Raw genomic sequence first — 18,312 nt, forward strand, 5'->3', positions numbered from 1 at the left:
GTAAAATTACAAAAACCTTACCAGGCGTCAAGCGGAATCGTGTCAATTGTTGCGACAGGTCAATTCGCCTGAGAGGAATAATTCAATGCGCAACCGCTTGCGCGCCGCCAATGTTATCGCGTTTCGTCGAATCAATCGCCGAATATATAGGGATGCCCGGGATAAAAGGTGATCGAAGTCACAATTACGCTTTGCAGTGAACAGCATTAAAGGGTGAGCACAAAAAAAGACCCAGTAATGTTGATCGTTTGTTAGAATAATAGTCGAATTTTTCAGAATGGCACTTCCCGGAATCCTAAAATGGCTAAAGACACCGCACCCGAAGCAAAAATTGCGCAGCTGACTGAAATGCAGCGCTACGTCACTCAGCATCGCGGAACGGAACCGCCTTACAGCGGCGCGTTGCTCCACAACAAGCAGGAAGGGATCTACCACTGTCTGGTTTGTGAGGCGCCACTTTTCCTCTCAGAGACCAAATATGATTCAGGCTGTGGCTGGCCCAGTTTTTACCAGCCGGTGAATGATGATGCGATTCGCTATATCGAAGACAACTCTCATGGCATGCAGCGTGTTGAGATCCGCTGCGGGAGTTGCGATGCGCATCTGGGGCATGTCTTCCCCGATGGTCCGCAACCGACCGGTGAACGCTACTGTGTTAACTCCGCCTCGCTGAATTTCACTGACGAGCAGGGCGAACAGACCAAAGGGTAAGGCGATGAAGGAACAACTTGAAGCAATGCTTGCGTCGATGACACCTGAAGTCTACGAACGACTGGCAACAGCAGTTGAGATTGGAAAATGGCCGGATGGCGTGGCACTGACGCAGGAGCAGCGCGACAACTGCCTGCAACTGGTTATGCTGTGGCAGGCAAGACACAACGATGCGCCGCAGCATATGACCATCGCTAAGGGCGGCGAGATGGTGATGAAGTCGAAAAAAGAGCTGAAAGAAGCGTTCGGCATCGACCCGGATGTCACCCGCATTCATCTGCACTAAAAAAAGCTGGCGTTATGCCAGCTCCATTTTTAAATCAGAATCGCGCCCTGAGCCGTCATCTGAGCAAAGGCGATTTCACTGTCCTCAGGATTCAGATTGACGCCGCGGCAGCCTTCTTTGACCACCTCGACGTGATACCCCAATTCCAGCGCATCCAGCACGCTATATTTCACGCAGTAATCTGTCGCCAGCCCCAGCATCACCAGATGGGTGATGCCACGCTCACGTAGCCAGCTATCCAGCTCGGTTTTACGACGGTGGCCATTATCAAAAAAGGCGCTGTAGCTGTCGACATCCTGATCTTCACCTTTATGGAACGTCGCATCGAACAGTGAACGATCCAGACCGGGATGGAAGTCCGCACCTGCTGAGCCCTGAATGCCGTGATCGGGCCACCAGATTTGCGCCAGACCATTTAACTCGCCCAGTGTGTAGACCGGCTCACCGGAAACCGAGGCAAAGCTGCCGTGATCGGCCGGGTGCCAGTCCTGCAGGGCCAGTACGCATTCACCGTTTTCACGGAACAGCCGCGCATAGCGATTGGCCACCTCGACCGTGTGGTCGCCCTCATGGACTGCCATCGGGCCGCCGGGGCAAAAATCGTTCTGAATATCAATAATGATGAGTGCCCGCTTCATTACATGTCGCTCCGTTTCAGTCTTCAGTCAGTTCGCCGCGCAAATTCTGCTGCATTCTGGCACGGATTTGATCGGCAGAGAGTTCCTGGCTGAGTAAAAAGTGTAGCTTGGTCAGCGCGGCTTCTACCGTCAGGTCAAATCCGCTAATCACACCAGCCTCTTCCAGCGCATTGCCGGTGGCGTATCCGCCCATATTCACCTTGCCTGAAATACACTGGGTCAGGTTCACAACCACGATACCACGTTCGCTGGCCTGCTGAAGTTCGGCCAGAAATTCCTTGTTCTGCGGGGCATTGCCCACGCCATAAGAACGCAGAATCAGCGCCTTAACCGGCTGACGAAGGAAGTTACGCACCACGTCGGCGGAAATTCCAGGGTAGATGGTGACCACGCCAATGGGCTGAGGCGTAATGGTGTGAACTTTCAGTTCGCCCTGACCGGATGGGGCAGGTGGCGTATTGAGGCGGCGAATATGAATGCCCGCTTCCAGTAGTGCAGAGAGGTTCGGCGACGCGAAGGCGTTGAAGCCATCGGCATGGGCCTTGGTAGTACGGTTACCGCGATAAAGTGTGTTATTGAAAAACAGAGACACTTCGCTAATCGGGTAGTTAGCCGCCACATAGAGCGAATTTAACAGATTCTGCTGACCATCTGAGCGCAGCTCCGCCAGGGGAATCTGCGACCCGGTCACGATCACCGGCTTGGCCAGATTTTCCAGCATGAACGAGAGCGCGGAAGCGGTAAACGCCATGGTGTCAGTGCCATGCAGAATCACAAAGCCATCATAGCGATCGTAATTTTGCCGGATATCGTTGGCGATAAACTGCCAGTCTTCCGGGGTCATGTCCGATGAGTCGATCAGCGGCTGATATTCATGAATGGTGAAATCAGGCATCTCGGGGCGGTGGAACTCGGGCATATTCGCCAGCTGCTGCTGCAGGTGCCCTGAGACCGGAATATAGCCCTGCGCAGAGCGCTGCATACCGATTGTCCCGCCCGTGTAGGCTACGTAGATGTTTTTCTTTTGCATTAGAGAACTCAGACTCGCCATAAAACGCGCAGTATAAGGGGAATAGCGGGGAAAAGCAGCCCGACCAGCGGCCGGGCTGAGAGGTTTATCGCACTTCGCCGCAGTTCAGGCAGAAGGCATAACGGTTCTGAGGATCGTTATGCTTGTCGAACAGACCCGGCTGGGCTTTCATGGCACTCATGACATCCAGCATTGGTGCAGGCAGCCAGGCTTTCAGCGTATCCGGCAATACGGCCTGTACCGAGGCGTTCATCTGGCCCAGCACCATATCCAGGAAGGTCGGTTCATCCTGATACCAGCTCAGCATGGGTTTACTGACTTTCGCCAGCTCGCCCGCCTTCTTCACGGCATCATCGAAGTCACCCAGCGCATCCACCAGACCATTGGCTTTGGCATCGCTGCCGGTCCAGACATGGCCCTGCGCTATCGCATCAATCTGCTCTGGAGTTTTATGACGCGACTTCGCCACAAGACCCACAAAATTGCGGTAACCATTTTCGATAGTCAGCTGCATCAGCTGCTGAACCTCCGCTGGCAGCGCTTTGGTGGTGGAGATATCCGCCAGCGGGGAGGTCGCGACGCCATCCGTGTGCACGCCAATGCTGTCCAGACTGTTCTCCAGCGTATTGATCACGCCGAAGATACCAATCGAGCCGGTCAGCGTGCTGGGGTTCGCCACAATGTAGCTGGCAGGCGTTGAGATCCAGTAACCGCCGGATGCCGCCATGCCGCCCATAGAGACCACAATCGGCTTACCTGCGGCCTGGGCCGCCGCCAGCTCTTCACGAATCGCTTCCGAAGCTGTCACGCTGCCACCCGGGCTGTTCACTCGCAGAATAATCGCTTTGATTTTTGGATCGAGACGCGCATCGCGGATCTGAGCGGCTGTCGTGTCGCCACCGACGTTGCCCGGCGTCTCTTCGCCATCCATGATGGCACCGCTGGCCATGACGACCGCAATGTTGCCATCCTGCTGCGAGGAGGCCGGTTTCACGCTGTAGTCATAGATGCTGACGCTACGGTAATCGTTGCTCTGCTTATCCAGACCAAAGGTTTTCACCAGCTCCTGATCGGCTGCTGCACGGGAACCCAGGGCATCGACCAGCTTGTTATCCAGCGCATATTGCGCGGTGTCGCCTTTAACCGCGTTTAAACCAGCAATGATCGCTGCTGCGCCCGGGAAGAGTTGTTCCGGCGTCAGCTGGCGATTCGCCGCCACGGTATTCAGGTAGTTCTGCCACAGCTGACCTACCCAGCGGCTATCAGCGTCACGTGCCGCGGGTGACATGTCGTCACGCAGGAACGGCTCGACCGCTGATTTGTAGGTCCCGACACGGAAGACGTGTGAGGTGACTTTCAGCTTCTCCAGCAGGGTTTTGTAATAGAGTCCGTTGGTGGCGAAGCCATGCAGATCCACTGTGCCCTGCGGCGACAGATAGATTTTTGTGGCGTAGCTGGCAAGGTAGTATTGCGCCTGGCTGTAGCTGTCGCCCAGAGCATAAATTGGCTTGCCGCTGTCGCGGAATTCACGCAGCGCTTTACCCACATATTGCAGCGAAGGCTGATCGCCACCGGCAAATTCGCGTAAATCCAGCACCATGCCTTTAATATTGCTGTCGCCCTTTGCCTGGCGAATGGCATCGACCACATCAAACAGCGAATTTTCCTGTAAGCGGTCACTGCTGGCACCCAGCAGCTGGCGGCCAATTTTACTCAAACGGTTGCTTACCGACGGTTTATCCACCAGTACGCCGCTGAGATCGACTTTCAGTGCGCCCTGCTGAATCGGCGCTGAACTGCCGCCCGATCCGCTGACCTGCAGCCAGATCCCCACACCCACCACAATCAATAAAATCAGGAAAATATTCAGAATGAATTCCCTGATAAAATTCAATACCCGCCAGCTCCAGCGGAACAGACCTGCAATTATTCGCCACAATGTGCGCATCAGACTCTCCATAAATATGTAGCAGGAAGTGGCCGCCGCGCGGACCAGACTTCCCCGACGAGCTCATCCTAAAGAGCGGCGTGTTAAAAGTCAGCAGGAAATCACTGCGCACTGTTACAAAAAATCTGCCTGTGCCAGGATAATGGCAACATTACAGAGATCGGGAGAGAAACATGGACGCACTGGAGTTACTGGTCAACCGACGTTCGGCTTCACGCCTGACTGAGCCGGCACCGGCGGGTGACGCACTGGAAAATATCCTGCAGGCGGGTATGCGCGCCCCGGATCACGGCACGCTGCAACCCTGGCGCTTCATCATTGTAGAAAATGAAGGGCGTGACCGGATGAGTCAGCTGCTGGAGAAGGCGGCACGCGATAGCCAGCTGGATGAAAAGGCGATTAATAAAGCAAGCCAGGCGCCGTTTCGCGCACCGATGATCATTACAGTGGTGGCACATTGCGAAGCGCACCACAAAGTGCCACGCTGGGAACAGATTGCCTCGGCCAGCTGTGCAGTGATGGCGATGCAGATGGCGGCGCTTGCTCAGGGGTACAACGGTATCTGGCGCAGCGGTCCCTGGACCGATGACGAGCAGGTCCGGCAGGGCTTTGGCTGCCGCGAGCAGGATGCCATCGTCGGCTTCCTTTACCTGGGTACCCCGCAACTGAAATCCAGCACTACGGTGCTCCCGCCAGACACTGCGCCTTTCGTCCGTTACTTCTGATCTGCCTGTCCGGTTCCGGCAGGGTGCATTTCAGCCCTGCCTGTTGCACGGTTCCTGTGCGAACGATCGCTAACACCGTGCGTCATGCTTACACCCGAAGCCCTGCCAGGCTAACATAGCCCGCGAGATTCAAACCGACAGCGAACAACCGGTTATCACTGTGTTCCCCTGATGTTAAGGATGTCCTGATTCAATGCGTTTGTTTATTGCGGAAAAACCGAGCCTTGGGCGTGCTATCGCAGATGTGCTGCCGAAACCGCATCGCCGCGGTGATGGCTTTATTGCCTGCGGCAACGATCAGATCGTCACCTGGTGCGTGGGACACCTTCTTGAGCAGGCGCAGCCCGACAGTTATGACAGCCGTTACGCGCGCTGGTCGCTGAACGATTTGCCGATTATTCCGGAAAAATGGCAGCTGAAACCACGTCCGTCGGTTGCGAAGCAGCTGAAAGTGGTGGAGGGTCTGCTGGCGCAGGCGAGTGAAGTGGTACATGCCGGTGACCCGGATCGGGAAGGGCAGTTGCTGGTGGATGAGGTGTTGGATTACCTGAACCTGCCCGCTGAAAAACGCAGTAAAGTGCAGCGCTGTCTGATCAACGATCTTAACCCTCAGGCAGTGGATCGCGCCGTAAATCGCCTGCGTGAGAATCGCGAGTTTATCCCGCTGTGCGTCTCTGCGCTGGCCCGCGCCCGGGCTGACTGGCTCTACGGCATCAATATGACCCGCGCCTGGACGCTGCTGGGACGCAATGCCGGCTACGATGGTGTGCTGTCAGTAGGCCGGGTACAGACACCGGTGCTGGGGCTGGTAGTGCGGCGCGATGAAGAGATCGAGAACTTCGTGCCGAAAGACTACTTCGAAGTTAAAGCGCATATCCTCACGCCTGATGGTGCCAGATTTGTTGCCAGCTGGATCCCCAGCGAAGCCTGTGAGCCGTGGCAGGATGAAGAGGGACGGCTGCTCAAACGCGCACTGGCCGATCATGTGGTGGCGCGTATCACCGGTCAGCCCGCCATCGTCACGGCCTACAGCGATAAGCGCGAAAATGACGTCGCTCCATTGCCATTCTCCCTGTCCAGTCTGCAGATCGAGGCCGCGAAACGTTACGGACTGAGTGCCCAGACGGTCCTGGACACCTGTCAGCGGCTCTATGAAACCCACAAACTGATTACCTACCCGCGTTCAGACAGCCGCTATCTGCCGGAAGAGCATTTTGCCGGTCGTCATACGGTCTTGAAGGCGATACAGGCGCATCAGCCCCAGCTCACGCCACCAGCAGACTTTAACGCCGATCGCAGAAATCGCTGCTGGGACGATAAAAAAGTCGATGCTCACCATGCCATTATTCCCACGGCCCGAAGCAGCGCGGTTAAGCTCAGTGAAAACGAACAGCACATTTATGAGCTGGTAGCGCGCCAGTATCTGATGCAGTTCTGCCCGGATGCGGTATTCCGTAAATGTGTCATCGATCTTGATATTGCGGGCGGAAAGTTTATGGCGAAAGCGCGCTTCCTCGCAGAGGCTGGCTGGCGTGCGCTGCTGGGCAGCAAAGAGCGGGATGAAGAGAACGACGGCATGCCGCTGCCGGTAGTGGCGAAAGGCGATGAGTTGCTGTGTGAGCGTGGCGAGGTGCTGGCGAAGCAGACTCAGCCGCCTCGACCGTTTACCGATGCCACCATTCTTTCTGCAATGACCGGCATCGCCCGTTTCGTTCAGGATAAAGAATTAAAGAAAGTGCTGCGTGCGACCGATGGTTTAGGAACGGAAGCCACACGCGCCGGCATTATCGAATTACTGTTTCGTCGTGGCTTCCTGGTGAAGAAGGGCCGTTACATCAATTCCACGGATGCCGGACGCGCCCTGATTCACTCTCTGCCCGATCTGGCAGCGCGCCCGGATATGACGGCGCAGTGGGAATCGACACTGACGCGTATCAGCGAAAAGGCCTGCCGCTATGATGAGTTTATGCAGCCGCTGGTGCAGACCTTAACCGGCCTTATCCAGCAGGCGCGGCAGCAGCCTGCGGCGCATGCATTTCGGGGATTACCGTCCACCGGACAGAAACGTCCGGTGCGCAAAACCAGGCGTAAAGTGAAGGAGACGGAATGAGGCATTATTCGGTATTTCTGGTCGTGGCTCTGACGCTGGTGACCAGCGCAGTGCAGGCCAACAGTCGTTATCAGTCGATGCCACAACAGGGCAGCAACGGTGTGAACACAGATGTGGTGGTGGATATGCCGCCGGAAGCCTGGACGCAGTCAGAGAGACGCCAGCAGGACTGTCTCCGCTGCTGTATTTTTGAGAACCGCAACTACACAGAAGGCGCGGTAGTGAAATCTGAGGGTGTGCTGCTGCAGTGCGCGCGTGATGAACAGTCTCTTGGCACCAACAATCTGATCTGGCAAATAGTGAAATAGCCGTCGCGTGGCGTTCTGCCTCGCGACCATTAATTAAAAGCGGAAGGTTGACCAGATGGGGGCGTGGTCAGACGGCTTCTCCATGCCCCGAATCTCATAATCAATGCCGCTCTCAACGCAGTGTGATGCCAGATTTTTACTTGCCAGCACTAAATCAATGCGTAAGCCACGATTATCATCAAACCCTTTCGAACGATAATCGAACCAGGAGAAACGGTCCGCCACCTCCGGGTTGTGCTCGCGCCAGGTATCCACCAGTCCCCAGCCCAGCAGGCGATCCATCCACTCACGCTCTTCCGGCAGGAAAGAGCATTTGCCGGTGCGCAGCCAGCGCTTGCGGCTCTCCTCACCAATGCCAATATCCAGATCGGTGCTGCTGATATTCATGTCGCCCATAACCAGAACCGGTTTATCGGCAGGCAGATCGTCGGTCAGCAGGCGTTGCAGATCGCGATAAAACTTCTCTTTAGCCGGGAACTTGGTGGGATGATCGCGACTCTCGCCCTGTGGGAAATAGCCATTGATCACTGTGATGTCGCCAATCGGGCTGGGGATTTCCGCCATGATCAGGCGGCGCTGGGACTCTTCGTCATCGCCCGGAAAGCCCCGGCTCACTGAAACGGGCTGCGCTTTGGTTAGCAACGCCACGCCGTAGTGGCCTTTCTGTCCATGATAAAAGACGTGATAGCCAAGCTTTGCCACCTCCTCCAGCGGAAACATGTCGTCGTGGACCTTGGTTTCCTGCAGACCGATCACATCGGGCTGATGCTGTTCGACAAGCGCCTGAAGCTGATGCGGGCGGGCACGCAACCCATTGATGTTAAATGAAACAAATTTCATGAGATCGACCATTGTTCAGCGAGTAATGGGCAAAGATGGTAGCGATTTTTATTGAAGAAGTCATGGCAGAACAGGCTGAGATTGTGCGAAAGCGGGTAAGAAACGTGAGGAGGTGTAAGGCAGAACAAGGGGCTCAGATATTTTTTGGGAGTCGTGTGCGATATACAAGATGGTGGTGGGAGAAGGATTATTCGGCGCGTTGCGCCTCACCCTCCGGGCCGCGCTGAAGCGCGTTGTCTCGCAAGCTCGACCCGAACCTTAATCGAAGGTTCTCATCCCTCTCCCTGCAGAACAGGAAGCTTTGATATTTGTTTTGGGATGGAGTGCGATATGCAAGATGGTGGTGGGAGAAGGATTATTCGGCGCGTTGCGCCTCACCCTTCGGGCCGCGCTGAAGCGCGTTGTCTCGCGATGCTCGACGCTAACCTTGATCGAAGGTTCTCATCCCTCTCCCCGCAGAACAGGAGGCTTTGATATTTTTTTGGATGGAGTGCGATATGCAAGATGGTGGTGGGAGAAGGATTATTCGGCGCGTTGCGCCTCACCCTTCGGGCCGCGCTGAAGCGCGTTGTCTCGCGATGCTCGACACGAACCTTGATCGAAGGTTCTCATCCCTCTCCCCGCAGAACAGGAAGCTTTTGAGTTAGTCTGGGATTGTCTGCAACATGCAAAATGGTGGTGGGAGAAGGATTATTCGGCGCGTTGCGCCTCACCCTCCGGGCCGCGCTGAAGCGCGTTGTCTCGCGATGCTCGACACGAACCTTGATCGAAGGTTCTCATCCCTCTCCCCGCAGAACAGGAAGCTTTTGAGTTAGTTTGGGATTGTCTGCAACATGCAAGATGGTGGTGGGAGAAGGATTCGAACCTTCGAAGTCTGTGACGGCAGATTTACAGTCTGCTCCCTTTGGCCGCTCGGGAATCCCACCAGGGATATTTGAAGTGGCTTAAGATGATTCAGATTCAGATGGTGGTGGGAGAAGGATTCGAACCTTCGAAGTCTGTGACGGCAGATTTACAGTCTGCTCCCTTTGGCCGCTCGGGAATCCCACCATGGCCTGAATCTTTGTCTCTTAAAGCGGGGCGCATCATACCAAATGCGATAAGGGTGTAAAGCGCCCACTGGCAAAACCGCAACTGTTTGCCCACTTTTTACACGTAGCGCTGAATCTGCAGACAATTCAGCGCCCTGGCTGATTAAAGAATAATCGTACGGTTACCGTAAACGAACACGCGCTGTCCCAATACTTTGTACAGAGCGTTGCTCAGGACGTTCTTTTCTACGTCGCGACCGGCACGCATCATCTCATCCGCGGTGTAGCTGTGATCGACGTTAATCACATCCTGCATGATGATTGGACCTTCATCGAGATTGTCATTCACGTAGTGCGCGGTAGCACCGATGATTTTCACGCCACGCTCATAAGCCTGATGGTAAGGGCGGGCTCCGATAAAGGCGGGCAGGAAGGAGTGATGAATATTGATAATCTGGTTCGGATAACGCTGCACGAAAGCGGGCGTCAGAACGCGCATATATTTTGCCAGCACCACGTAATCGGGCTGATAGCGGTCAATCTCTTCTACCATGCGGTTATCGTGCTCTTCACGCGTCAGCCCCTCATGACTCACCAGCACAAACGGAATATCGAAACGCTCAACCAGTGAACGCAGGGTGTCGTGGTTACCCACTACCGCTGCAATTTCCATATCCAGGCCGCCAAATGCGCTCTTCATTAACAGATCGCCCAGGCAGTGTGCCTCTTTAGTCACCAGAATCACCACGCGACGGCGACCGGCACTGTGAAGTTCCCGCACGGAACCCTGCGGCAGGGCGCTGTCGAGATCGGCGAGCAGTGTATTGTCGTTAAAAATCCCTTCCAGCTCGGTGCGCATGAAAAAACGCCCGGTGCGATGATCAACAAACTCATTGTTCTGCACGATATTAAGTTCGTGCTTGTAACAAATATTGGTGATTTTGGCGATCAGACCTTTTGCATCGGGACAAATGGTTCGTAAAACTTTTCTTTGCATGGTTTGCGCTTGCATCTCAATCAGAGTCCTGTCAAAGCATTAGGGTGTAAACCGCTGGGGTAGCCGTCAGCTTAACCACAACATTTTTTGTATTTTTTGCCACTGCCGCACGGGCAGGGATCGTTACGCCCCACGGGCGGTTCTGTTCCGTCAACATAGTACCAGCGTTGATCCTCGCGAAGAAAGCGTGAACACTCATGAATGGTATGAATGTTGGTTTTCTCGCGGTATCGCGCAAAAAAGGTAACGAAAGCTTCGTTCTCATGGCTTCCATGATTACAACGGGTTACATTCAGGCTAAGCCATTCGGTGCCTGGAAAACTTTCAGATAAAAGCCCCGACAGCGCCGGATGGCGTTTCTCAGGATGCCAGGTTGCAACCAGATAGTCCGCATTATGCTGAACATAGGCGCAATAACGGGATCGCATAAGTTGTTCAGCTGTAACAGGAATCTGGTTACCCTGCAGAAAGGGCCCGCAACATACGCTATACTGCTCTCCGCTACAACATGGGCAGGTTTCTGACACATTGTCTCCCGGGAATGATGAGTCGTTTTCACAAGCGCGCTATGTTAGCTGACCCCACGTTGTGACGCTACGTATTGACGGCAGGACCAGATACAAATGAGAAAGGTAAAAATTGGATTGGCTCTGGGGTCTGGAGCGGCCAAAGGATGGGCGCATATTGGCGTGATTAACGCGCTGGAACGTGCGGGCATTGAGATCGACGTTGTTGCAGGCTGCTCAGTCGGCGCACTGGTCGGGTCTGCCTATGTGAATAACCGTCTGCCGCTGATGCAGAAATGGGTGAGCGCATTTCGCTACTGGGATGTAATTCGCCTGATGGATGTCTCATGGCAGCGTGGCGGGCTATTACGCGGCGAGCGGGTATTCAGCCATGTCCGTCAGTTGATCCCGAATGATGCGATAGAGCACTGTAATAAACCCTTCGGCGTGGTGGCGACCAACCTGAGTACGGGGCGTGAGCTCTGGCTGACTGAAGGCGATCTTCATCAGGCGGTACGCGCATCCTGCAGTATGCCAGGTTTATTACCGCCGGTGGGCTACAATGGGTATTGGCTGGTGGATGGCGCCGTCGTGAACCCGGTGCCGATTTCACTGACGCGTGCCCTAGGGGCAGACATTGTTATCGCCGTTGACTTACAGCATGACGCACATTTAATGCAGCAGGATCTCTTTTCCGTTACACCTCAGAACAGTGAAGAAGAAGCCGCCGCAGCGGCATTGAGTTGGAGTGGAAAGTTGCGACAGCGCCTGGTGAATTTCACTCAGCGCCGTGCATCTCAGTCACCTGGCGCGATGGAGATTATGTCTACCTCTATCCAGGTGCTGGAGAATCGTCTTAAGCGAAACCGTATGGCAGGCGATCCGCCCGATGTTTTGATACAGCCGGTCTGTCCGCAAATTTCGACGCTGGACTTTCATCGTGCTGAAGAGGCCATTGAGGCAGGCAGGGCCGCCGTAGAGAAGAAAATGGATGAACTATTACCACTGGTCCGTGGCAGATAATCAGGTTGTTCATTCAAAACGGTGACTTCGGGCAATTCTGAAAGGCGCAACTGCGTTTTATGAACCACTATTGAATTATCTGGTACGCAGGGGGAAAGAATGGAAAAACCACTACTCGGCAAAAAGATACTCATTGTCGAAGATGAGGCTGTTTTCCGTTCGTTGCTGGACCAATTTTTGTTATCGATGGGTGCTGTGACGTTACAAGCGGAAGATGGTCTGGAAGCAATTGCACAACTACAACAGCATACTGTCGACCTGATTATCTGCGATCTGGAAATGCCCCGTATGAGTGGCATCCAGTTCGTTGAGCATATTCGTACCCGTGGCAATGTCGTGCCGATTCTGATCATCTCGGCCACTGAAAACATGTCCGATATCGCCCACGTACTGCGTCTTGGGGTGCAGGATGTGCTGCTTAAGCCACTCAAAAACTTCGAACGCTTCCGTGAAGCGGTTTATGAGTGCCTTTATCCCTCAATGTTCACCTCAAAGGTGGAAGAGGATGAGCAGCTTTTCCAGGACTGGGATGCGCTGGTTCGCGATCCAAAAGCAGCCGCCAAGCTGCTCAAGCAACTCCAGCCGCCGGTGCAACAGACCATTGCTAACTGCCGGATTAACTATCGTCAGCTGACGATGGCCGAGCAGCCTGGGCTGGTACTTGATATCGCGGCACTCTCCGATAAAGATCTGGCGTTCTACTGTCTCGACGTGACGCGCGCCGGTGATAACGGCGTGCTGGCGGCGCTATTACTGCGTGCACTGTTTAATGGCCTGCTGCAGGAGCAGCTTACGGGCCAAAAACAGCGTCTGCCGGAGCTGAATGGACTACTCAGACAGGTCAATCTGCTGCTGCGCCAGGCGAACCTGAGCGGTCAGTTCCCGCTGCTGGTGGGTTACTATCATCGCGGTTTAAAAAATCTGATTCTGGTTTCGGCCGGATTAAACGCCACGCTTCATGTTCATGCCCATCAGATTCAGCTCAGTAATGGTGTCCCGCTTGGCACTATGGGCAGCACCCATCTTAATCAAATCAGTCAGCGCGCAGACAACTGGCAGTGCCACGTCTGGGGCGCGGGCGGTCGTATCCGGCTGATGCTGTCCACGGAAGAATAAGTGCAAAAAACAGTGAGATTCTGGTGCTGATCTCAGGGCCAGAGTTTAGCTTTACAGTTGGGTAATAGTCTTAATTTCGACGGTTTGGTCCCTTCCAGGATAAATCCGTTCGATACTAACTGATATACTCATTTCCGATTTTAAACCGACATATCAAGTATTAACTTGAACGGCCTATGAGAGAGGTATCTTAATGTCTGCCAATAATACCAAAGTAAAAAAAGCGGTAATCCCGGTAGCGGGTTTGGGTACGCGTATGCTCCCGGCTACCAAAGCGATTCCAAAAGAGATGTTACCGCTGGTTGATAAGCCGTTAATCCAGTATGTCGTTAACGAGTGTATCGCTGCTGGCATCAACGAAATTGTGCTGGTTACGCATTCATCAAAAAATGCCATCGAAAACCACTTTGATACCAGCTTCGAACTGGAATCAATGCTGGAAAAACGCGTTAAGCGTCAGCTGCTGGATGAAATCCAGTCTATCTGCCCGCCACACGTTACCATTATGCAGGTCCGTCAGGGCATCGCTAAAGGTCTGGGTCACGCTGTGATGTGTGCGCACCCGCTGATCGGTGATGAGCCATTTGCGGTCATCCTGCCAGACGTCATCATCGACGAATATGAATCCAACCCAACCAAAGATAACCTGGCAGAGATGCTGAGCCGTTATGAAGAGTCTGGCCGCAGCCAGATCATGGTTGAGCCGGTTGCCGATGTTACCGCGTACGGCGTTGTTGATTGCCAGGGCGCAGAACTGAACCCAGGCGACAGCGCACCTATGGTCGGTGTGGTTGAGAAGCCTAAAGCGTCAGAATCACCATCAAACCTGGCCGTTGTAGGTCGTTATGTGCTGTCTTCAGACATCTGGCCTCTGCTGGCGAAAACGCCTCCAGGTGCAGGCGGCGAAGTTCAGCTGACTGACTCCATTGCGATGCTGATGGAAAAAGAGACTGTCGAAGCTTATCACCTGAAAGGCGTGAGCCATGACTGTGGTAACAAGCTGGGCTACATGCAGGCTTTCGTTGAGTACGGTGTTCGTCATCCGGTATTGGGCAAAGATTTCTCTGAATGGCTCGATGGCGCAGTTGGCAACAAAAAGTAATTCATAAACACAGGATAACTCGATGAAAGTCACTGTATTTGGTATCGGCTATGTCGGTCTGGTTCAGGCTGCGGTGTTAGCCGAAGTCGGACATGACGTTCTCTGCATTGATGTCGACGCTAATAAAGTCGAAAATCTGAAAAAAGGCATCATTCCTATTTTCGAACCAGGTTTAACGCCGCTGGTAATGTCCAATTACGAAGCGGGTCGTCTGAAGTTCAGCACTGATGCTGAGCTGGGCGTAAACCATGGTGTTATGCAGTTTATTGCAGTTGGTACACCACCGGACGAAGACGGCTCTGCCGATCTGAAATATGTGACCGCCGTAGCGCGCACCATTGCGCAGCATATGAACGATCACAAAGTGGTTATCGACAAATCAACCGTTCCGGTTGGCACAGCAGACAAAGTTCGTGCAGTAATGACGGAAGCGCTGAAAGCGCGTGACGCCAACATCACCTTCGATGTGGTTTCAAATCCGGAATTCCTGAAAGAGGGTGCAGCAGTTAATGACTGTATGCGTCCGGAGCGTATTGTTGTCGGTACTGACAACGACGACGTGGTCGAACTGTTACGCGAGCTCTATGAGCCGTTTAACCGTAACCACGATCGCATGATCATGATGGATATCCGCAGCGCAGAGCTGACCAAGTATGCCGCAAACTGCATGCTGGCAACCAAAATCAGCTTTATGAACGAGATGTCTAACCTGGCTGAACGTTTAGGCGCGGATATTGAGAAAGTACGCCAGGGTATCGGTTCTGATCCCCGCATTGGCTACCACTTTATCTATCCTGGCTGTGGCTACGGCGGCTCCTGCTTCCCGAAAGATGTGCAGGCGTTAATCCGTACCGCAGAGTCCATTGGCTATCAGCCACGTCTGTTGCAGGCGGTGGAAGATGTGAATGACAACCAGAAAAACAAGCTGCCTACCTTCATTAAGCGTCATTTTGGTGACGATCTGAAAGGTAAAACGTTTGCACTCTGGGGCCTGTCATTCAAGCCGAACACTGACGACATGCGTGAAGCCTCCAGCCGTGTGCTGATGGAAACGCTGTGGGAAGCAGGCGCATCTGTTCAGGCGTTTGACCCTGAAGCGATGGATGAAGCGCAGCGCATCTATGGTCACCGCAGCGATCTGAAGCTGATGGGTACCAAAGAAGCCGCACTGCAGGGCGCAGACGGTCTGGTCATCTGTACGGAGTGGCAAAACTTCCGTGCGCCTGACTTCGACGTTATCAAAAATGCACTGAAAGAAGCCGTGATTTTTGATGGTCGTAACCTGTATGATCCAGAGCGTATCAGCAAACGCGGTTTCGTTTATTATGCAATCGGCCGCGGAGCGTCTATTCAAACTGCATAATTAACGAGGGATTTATGAACTTTCTGGTCACCGGCGCCGCAGGCTTTATTGGTTTTCATGTCAGTCAGCGTCTGCTGGCCGCCGGTCACCAGGTTGTCGGTATCGACAACCTGAATGATTATTACGACGTAAATCTCAAGCATGCCCGTCTCGATTTAATTAAAGCTGATTCCGGTTTTACATTTATTGAGATGGATCTGGCGGACCGTGACGCAATTGCGTCACTGTTCGACCAGCACACATTCCAGCGCGTTATTCACCTTGGCGCTCAGGCTGGCGTCAGGTACTCCATTGAAAACCCCCATGCCTACGCAGACTCAAATCTGATCGGTCACCTCAATATTCTTGAAGGCTGCCGTCATCATAAAATTGAACATCTGCTCTACGCTTCATCAAGTTCAGTTTATGGCCTGAATCGCAAAATGCCGTTCTCAACCGAAGACAGCGTTGATCACCCGGTTTCTTTATATGCGGCGACCAAAAAAGCTAATGAGTTAATGTCGCACACTTACTCACATCTTTATCAGTTGCCGACGACCGGACTGCGCTTCTTTACCGTTTACGGTCCATGGGGCCGTCCCGATATGGCACTCTTTAAGTTCACCCGGGCAATGATTGCGGGTGAAGCGATAGATGTTTATAACCAGGGCCAGATGAAACGCGACTTTACCTATATTGACGATATTGCTGAAGCGATTGTCCGCCTGCAGGATGTTATTCCGCAACAGGATGATAACTGGACCGTTGAAACCGGTTCACCCGCAACCAGCTCTGCGCCTTATCGGGTTTACAATATTGGTAACAGTCAGCCGGTTACGTTGATGAACTATATCGAAGCGATTGAGAAAGCCCTGGGGATTACGGCGAAGAAGAATCTGATGCCAATGCAGCCCGGCGACGTACTGGAAACCAGTGCGGATACCGAAGCGCTGTATAAGGCTATTGGTTTTAAACCGCAGACCGGGGTCGAAGAGGGCGTTAAAAACTTCGTTGACTGGTATCGCGATTTCTACCGCGTCTGATTAACAGAAAAAGGAAGCTTCGGCTTCCTTTTTTATTGGTTATCAGGCTAACGCTTAAGCGGCGAAGCCGTATGCATTACAGTAAAAAATCGTCCAGTGATTTACCCTGTTCTTCAAGCGCCTTTTTAATCACGGCCGGAGTCCGTCCCTGACCTGTCCAGGTTCTGGATTCGCCTTTTTCATCGGTATAACCATATTTGGCCGGACGCACTGAGCGTTTACCTTTTGCCGCAGCGCGGGGAGCGGCGTTCAGCGTGTTAATCAGTTCATTCGGGTCGATTCCATCCGCCAGCAGCATTTCACGATACTGATTAAGCTTACGGGTGCGTTCTTCATTTTCTGCCTGAAAATGTGACTCTTCTTCGCGGCGTTCTTTTACCACCACGTCCAGTTTTTCCAGCATCTCTTCCAGTGTTTCGACGGAATACTCTCTGGCCTGGGCGCGCAGCGTACGGATATTATTAAGAACTTTTAGTGCTTCGCTCATTGTCCTGGTCTCTGAATAAGGGAAAAGTTGTGTTGCCCGCTAATAGTAGTGGTGACATTAAATAACTTCAATCTTAAAAAAATATTCAGAACGATAATTGCCAGAGTAATTAAAATAATCACCCTCAAAATTCCACGGTAATGGCAAATAAAAAATAGTTTCCGCGGGTCTGATATGCAATAAGTTTAATGTATTTAGCCTGGTAACAAAAATGTCATTCCTTTTGTTGCGGGTAAAATAAGCAAAACTTATCCAGCGTGAAGTGTACATAACCGGCACCCTGTGAAGCACGAAGTGGAATAATCACTCAGCCGTTACGCTTTAATTACCGCTACAGCGCAACGTATTACCTGCACTTTGTGATAATATGCGCGCCATTCCGTTAAGTCCTGATGAAGATACGCTCCTATGGCTCAACTCTATTTTTATTACTCTGCTATGAATGCAGGGAAATCGACGGCACTGCTGCAATCCTCCTATAACTATCAGGAGCGCGGCATGCGTTCGCTGGTCTATACCGCTGAGATCGATAACCGGTTCGGTGCCGGGCAGGTGAGTTCCCGTATCGGACTCTCGTCGCCGGCCATGCTCTACAATGCTGAAACCGCACTCTACAGCGACATTGCCGCCGAACATGCTGCGCAGCCAATCCACTGCGTGCTGGTTGATGAGAGTCAGTTTCTGACCCGGGAGCAGGTTAAAGCGCTCTCTGATGTCGTAGACGATCTGGATATTCCGGTGCTCTGCTATGGCCTGAGAACCGATTTTCGTGGTGAACTGTTTGTGGGCAGTCAGTATCTGCTGGCATGGGCAGATAAGCTGGTTGAACTGAAAACCATTTGTCACTGTGGCCGCAAGGCGAGCATGGTGCTGCGACTGGATAGCGAAGGTAAACCTTTCAGTGAAGGCGAGCAGGTGGTCATTGGCGGTAATGAACGCTATATCTCTGTCTGCCGTAAGCATTATAAACAGGCGATAGAGCAGGGATCGTTACAGGCGATTCACGGCGCACAGACTCCGCTGAATTAACCGCGTCATTCAGGCAATAAAAAACCCGCCGAGGCGGGTT

General features: G+C 53.2%; 18 protein-coding genes, 2 tRNA genes and 4 other RNA genes. 11 read left to right on the top strand and 13 right to left on the bottom strand.

The annotated features are described in order from the left end of the window. Positions 1-300 precede the first annotated feature (300 nt). Together msrB and IV493_RS07670 are read left to right on the top strand one after the other, a co-directional pair. Entirely contained in the window at positions 301-711 is a 411-nt protein-coding gene (gene msrB / locus IV493_RS07665; RefSeq protein WP_013358062.1) for a peptide-methionine (R)-S-oxide reductase MsrB, read from the top strand. A 4-nt stretch (positions 712-715) separates the two neighbouring features. Beyond that, on the top strand, positions 716-997 hold the full coding sequence (locus tag IV493_RS07670; protein ID WP_013358061.1) for a YeaC family protein: 282 nt from the start codon (positions 716-718) through the stop codon (positions 995-997). 29 nt (positions 998-1,026) lie between these two features. Here IV493_RS07670 and pncA read toward each other — a convergent pair whose 3' ends face one another. From pncA to sppA, 3 genes are all read right to left on the bottom strand, one after another. Further along, positions 1,027-1,635: a bifunctional nicotinamidase/pyrazinamidase gene (gene pncA / locus IV493_RS07675; protein ID WP_161734016.1), complete on the bottom strand. Its 609-nt coding sequence runs from the start codon at positions 1,633-1,635 to the stop codon at positions 1,027-1,029. 16 nt (positions 1,636-1,651) lie between these two features. Then, positions 1,652-2,665 (bottom strand): asparaginase, encoded by a 1,014-nt coding sequence (gene ansA, locus IV493_RS07680; RefSeq protein WP_033783270.1) that lies wholly within the window; start codon positions 2,663-2,665, stop codon positions 1,652-1,654. A gap of 85 nt (positions 2,666-2,750) precedes the next feature. Next, positions 2,751-4,613: a signal peptide peptidase SppA gene (gene sppA / locus IV493_RS07685; protein WP_195858032.1), complete on the bottom strand. Its 1,863-nt coding sequence runs from the start codon at positions 4,611-4,613 to the stop codon at positions 2,751-2,753. 173 nt (positions 4,614-4,786) lie between these two features. On the opposite strand from sppA, the gene IV493_RS07690 reads away from it, so the two are divergent. The 3 genes from IV493_RS07690 to IV493_RS07700 all read left to right on the top strand — a co-directional run bounded on the left by IV493_RS07690 (position 4,787) and on the right by IV493_RS07700 (position 7,756). Next, positions 4,787-5,338: an NAD(P)H nitroreductase gene (locus IV493_RS07690; RefSeq protein WP_195858033.1), complete on the top strand. Its 552-nt coding sequence runs from the start codon at positions 4,787-4,789 to the stop codon at positions 5,336-5,338. 193 nt (positions 5,339-5,531) lie between these two features. Continuing rightward, positions 5,532-7,448 (top strand): DNA topoisomerase III, encoded by a 1,917-nt coding sequence (locus tag IV493_RS07695; RefSeq protein ID WP_095707111.1) that lies wholly within the window; start codon positions 5,532-5,534, stop codon positions 7,446-7,448. Beyond that, the gene (locus IV493_RS07700; protein WP_095707112.1) at positions 7,445-7,756 is read left to right on the top strand and encodes a YnjH family protein; all 312 of its coding nucleotides are present in this window, start codon (positions 7,445-7,447) and stop codon (positions 7,754-7,756) included. The genes IV493_RS07695 and IV493_RS07700 overlap by 4 nt, the downstream gene beginning before the upstream one ends. A gap of 33 nt (positions 7,757-7,789) precedes the next feature. Here IV493_RS07700 and xthA read toward each other — a convergent pair whose 3' ends face one another. From xthA to IV493_RS07745, 9 genes are all read right to left on the bottom strand, one after another. Next, positions 7,790-8,596 carry an exodeoxyribonuclease III gene (gene xthA, locus IV493_RS07705; RefSeq protein ID WP_033783267.1) on the bottom strand — a complete coding sequence of 269 codons (807 nt, stop codon included), beginning with the start codon at positions 8,594-8,596 and terminating at the stop codon, positions 7,790-7,792. A gap of 170 nt (positions 8,597-8,766) precedes the next feature. Continuing rightward, positions 8,767-8,893, bottom strand: a non-coding RNA gene (locus IV493_RS07710) — RtT sRNA. Positions 8,894-8,934: 41 nt separating this feature from the next. Beyond that, positions 8,935-9,062, bottom strand: a non-coding RNA gene (locus tag IV493_RS07715) — RtT sRNA. A 39-nt stretch (positions 9,063-9,101) separates the two neighbouring features. Beyond that, positions 9,102-9,229, bottom strand: a non-coding RNA gene (locus tag IV493_RS07720) — RtT sRNA. Between the two features lie 40 nt (positions 9,230-9,269). Beyond that, a non-coding RNA gene (locus tag IV493_RS07725) (RtT sRNA) lies at positions 9,270-9,397 on the bottom strand. A gap of 40 nt (positions 9,398-9,437) precedes the next feature. Continuing rightward, positions 9,438-9,522: transfer RNA gene (locus IV493_RS07730), tRNA-Tyr, on the bottom strand. A 39-nt stretch (positions 9,523-9,561) separates the two neighbouring features. Next, positions 9,562-9,646 (bottom strand) — tRNA-Tyr (locus IV493_RS07735). A 144-nt stretch (positions 9,647-9,790) separates the two neighbouring features. Next, entirely contained in the window at positions 9,791-10,639 is an 849-nt protein-coding gene (gene purU / locus IV493_RS07740; protein ID WP_003852258.1) for a formyltetrahydrofolate deformylase, read from the bottom strand. Positions 10,640-10,695: 56 nt separating this feature from the next. Then, positions 10,696-11,151, bottom strand: a complete 456-nt coding sequence (locus tag IV493_RS07745) for a YchJ family protein (protein ID WP_071822179.1) — start codon at positions 11,149-11,151, stop codon at positions 10,696-10,698. Positions 11,152-11,247: 96 nt separating this feature from the next. Between IV493_RS07745 and rssA the strand changes: the two genes are divergently transcribed. The 5 genes from rssA (at position 11,248) to IV493_RS07770 (ending at position 16,756) form a co-directional block, all read left to right on the top strand. After that, a complete protein-coding gene (gene rssA / locus IV493_RS07750) occupies positions 11,248-12,153 on the top strand; it encodes a patatin-like phospholipase RssA (protein ID WP_013358054.1) in 906 nt (301 codons plus the stop codon). 99 nt (positions 12,154-12,252) lie between these two features. After that, positions 12,253-13,269 (top strand): two-component system response regulator RssB, encoded by a 1,017-nt coding sequence (rssB, locus tag IV493_RS07755; protein ID WP_013358053.1) that lies wholly within the window; start codon positions 12,253-12,255, stop codon positions 13,267-13,269. Between the two features lie 193 nt (positions 13,270-13,462). Continuing rightward, positions 13,463-14,371 carry a UTP--glucose-1-phosphate uridylyltransferase GalU gene (gene galU / locus IV493_RS07760; protein ID WP_013358052.1) on the top strand — a complete coding sequence of 303 codons (909 nt, stop codon included), beginning with the start codon at positions 13,463-13,465 and terminating at the stop codon, positions 14,369-14,371. Between the two features lie 22 nt (positions 14,372-14,393). Then, positions 14,394-15,734, top strand: a complete 1,341-nt coding sequence (locus tag IV493_RS07765; protein ID WP_013358051.1) for a UDP-glucose/GDP-mannose dehydrogenase family protein — start codon at positions 14,394-14,396, stop codon at positions 15,732-15,734. 14 nt (positions 15,735-15,748) lie between these two features. Next, entirely contained in the window at positions 15,749-16,756 is a 1,008-nt protein-coding gene (locus tag IV493_RS07770; RefSeq protein ID WP_013358050.1) for an NAD-dependent epimerase, read from the top strand. 76 nt (positions 16,757-16,832) lie between these two features. Here the strand turns inward: IV493_RS07770 and hns are convergent, their stop codons facing one another. Further along, positions 16,833-17,243, bottom strand: a complete 411-nt coding sequence (gene hns, locus IV493_RS07775) for a histone-like nucleoid-structuring protein H-NS (protein WP_013358049.1) — start codon at positions 17,241-17,243, stop codon at positions 16,833-16,835. A 408-nt stretch (positions 17,244-17,651) separates the two neighbouring features. On the opposite strand from hns, the gene tdk reads away from it, so the two are divergent. Then, positions 17,652-18,272 (top strand): thymidine kinase, encoded by a 621-nt coding sequence (gene tdk / locus IV493_RS07780; protein ID WP_033783265.1) that lies wholly within the window; start codon positions 17,652-17,654, stop codon positions 18,270-18,272. Positions 18,273-18,312: the final 40 nt, after the last annotated feature.

The sequence above is a fragment of the Pantoea sp. SM3640 genome, from assembly GCF_015654165.1.
GTDB classification, from domain to species: Bacteria; Pseudomonadota; Gammaproteobacteria; order Enterobacterales; family Enterobacteriaceae; genus Pantoea; species Pantoea vagans.